This is a genomic window from Ramlibacter sp. (assembly GCF_013697775.1).
Lineage (GTDB): Bacteria > Pseudomonadota > Gammaproteobacteria > Burkholderiales > Burkholderiaceae_C > Ramlibacter.
In genome coordinates, this window is the sequence record NZ_JACCWG010000348.1 from 1 (window position 1) to 2,347 (window position 2,347).

At 70.5% G+C, this 2,347-nt stretch carries 4 protein-coding genes; all 4 read left to right on the forward strand.

Going from position 1 to position 2,347, the window contains the following annotated elements; genetic code table 11:
• A partial coding sequence (locus H0U68_RS17475) for a flagellar biosynthetic protein FliO (RefSeq protein WP_296357894.1) occupies positions 1-267 on the forward strand: 267 nt, incomplete at its 5' end.
• On the forward strand, positions 264-923 hold the full coding sequence (gene fliP / locus H0U68_RS17480; RefSeq protein WP_296357895.1) for a flagellar type III secretion system pore protein FliP: 660 nt from the start codon (positions 264-266) through the stop codon (positions 921-923). The genes H0U68_RS17475 and fliP, both read left to right, overlap by 4 nt.
• Before the next feature lie 4 nt (positions 924-927).
• Positions 928-1,713, forward strand: a complete 786-nt coding sequence (locus H0U68_RS17485) for a sigma-70 family RNA polymerase sigma factor (protein WP_296357897.1) — start codon at positions 928-930, stop codon at positions 1,711-1,713.
• Positions 1,714-1,735: 22 nt separating this feature from the next.
• Positions 1,736-2,347: tetratricopeptide repeat protein (locus H0U68_RS17490; protein ID WP_296357899.1), on the forward strand; the 612-nt coding region annotated here is incomplete at its 3' end.

The following is a 2,347-nucleotide window of genomic DNA, read 5'->3' on the forward strand; positions in this document are numbered from 1 at the left end:
GTGTGGCTGGTGCTGCTGGCCGGTGCCGGCGCCTGGGCCTGGATCTGGTCGGTGCGCCGGCGCGGCGCGGCGCCGAAATGGCTGGGCCGCTGGGTGCCACCGGGCGCGCCCGGCGTGCTGCAGCTGCTGGCCTCCAAACCGCTGGCGCCGCAATGCAGCGTGCACGTGGTGCGCTGGGCCGGGCGCGAGCTGCTGGTGGGTTGCACGCCGCAGGCCGTGACCTTGCTCGACACGCGCGAAGCCGCCGCACCGGAGACTGCGCCATGAGCACCGCCGTGACCACATTGGGTTCGGCCGACACCGCGCAGGCGGTGCGCATCGTCGTTGGCCTGACGCTGCTGGCCGTGGTGCCGGCGCTGCTGGTGTGCATGACCTCGTTCCTGCGCAGCATCATCGTGCTGTCCATGCTGCGCCACGCCATCGGCATGCCGGAGACGCCGCCCAATTCGGTGCTGATCGGCCTCGCGCTGTTCCTCACGCTGTTCACCATGTCGCCCGTGCTGCAAAAGCTCAACGACGACGCGGTGCAGCCCTTCATGGCCGGCAAGCTCGGGCTGGAGCAGGTGTACGAGAAAGGCAGCGGGCCGCTGCGCGAGTTCATGGTGCGGCAGACGCGCGAGCAGGACCTGGCGCTGATGGTGGAGTTGTCGAAAGCCAGGCCGCCGCAATCGGTGGCGGAGATCGGCAACGTGCAGCTGATTCCGGCCTTCATGCTGTCGGAGCTGCGCGCCGCGTTCCAGATCGGCTTCGTGATCTTCCTGCCGTTCCTGCTGATCGACCTGATCGTCTCCAGCGTGCTGATGGCGCTGGGCATGATGATGATGCCGCCCACCACCGTGGCGCTGCCGCTGAAGATCCTGATGTTCGTGCTGGTCGACGGCTGGAGCCTGATCCTGAAGGCGCTGGTGGGGTCGTTCCACTGACGCCATGGAAGCCGTGCCGTTCGCGCAGGCCCAGGACCGCCCCCCGCCGGGCGGCGCGGCGCCGGAGCGCGCGCTGTGGCTGCGCTGGCGCGGCACGCGCGACGAGCTGGCGCGCACCGGGCTGCTGGAGCTGCACCTGCCGTACGCGCGCACCGTCGCCGCCACCTACTACGGCAAGCGCTTCCACAACGAGATCGAATTCGACGAGTACCTGCAGCTCGCACGCCTGGGGCTGATCGAGGCGATGGAGCGCTTCGACCCCGATGCCGGCGCGCAGTTCAGGACTTTCGCCGCCCGCCGCATGCACGGTGCCATCCTCGACGGCCTGGAGCGCACCACCGAAAAGCAGCAGCAGATCGCGGTGCGCCAGCGCCTGCTGGCCGAACGGCAGGAATCGCTGAAGAACGCGGACGGCAACGCGCCCGGGTCCGGGCGCGGCACGCCGCAGCAGGTGCTGCAGTACGTTGCCGAAGCGGGGCTGGCGTTCGCGCTGGCCTGGATGCTGGACGGCACCGGCATGGTGGAGACACCCGAGCGCGTGCGCGACCTGCCGTTCTACCGCAGCGTGGAGCTGCGCGAACTGCGCGAACGCCTGCTGGAGCTGGTGCATGCGCTGCCGGCGCAGGAGCGCCGCGTCATCCATGCGCACTACCTGCAGGAGCAGCCCTTTGACCAGATCGCGGTGCTGCTCGGCCTGAGCAAGGGCCGCATCTCGCAGCTGCACCGCGGCGCACTGCGACACTTGCGCGAAAGCATGCGGAGTCCGCCGGCCTGCGACCTGTTCCTTTGAAGAAAATTCTGACGTGACGACCATGACCCCATCCGCTTCACCCGCCACCGAACGCTACGCGCGCCTTGCGCAACTGCAGCAGCAGGACCCCGGCAACGCCCTGCTGCTCGCCGACGTGTGCGATGCCGCGCTCGCCAGCGGACAGCTGGACGCGGCGCGCCAGCACGTGCAGGCAGGCGCGCAGCTGGAGCCGGACAATCCCGCGTGGCGCTACCGGCTCGCCCAGGTGCTGATCGCGCAGCGGCAACTGCAGCAGGCGCGCGAGCTGCTGCTGCAACTGCGCGAGGGCACGGCGCCCCAGGCGGCCGTCGACCACGACCTGGGCTACATCGATTTTCTTGAAGGCCGCTTCGACGATTGCGCGCGCCTGCTCGCACCCTGGGTGGCCGCGGGTGCGCTGGCGGCCCCGGAGATCCAGGCCCTGTGGCTGCGCGCCATGCACCATGCCGATCGGCTGGACGACGCATGGCGCTGGGTGGAAGAGCGGCAGCACGACGGCCAGCTGAGCCCGCAAGCCGCGGGCGTGGCGAGCCTGGTGGCGGTGGACCGCGCGCGCATGGATGCCGCCGGCGCGCTGGCCGGCTTCGCGCTGCAGGCCGACGGCAACCACGTGGAAGCGCTGCTCGCGCTCGGC

Excerpts from the sequence above, each read along its gene's own strand:
- H0U68_RS17485 (WP_296357897.1), top strand. The coding sequence starts at position 928 with ATGGAAGCCGTGCCGTTCGCGCAGGCCCAGGACCGCCCCCCGCCGGGC.
- fliP (WP_296357895.1), top strand. The coding sequence starts at position 264 with ATGAGCACCGCCGTGACCACATTGGGTTCGGCCGACACCGCGCAGGCG.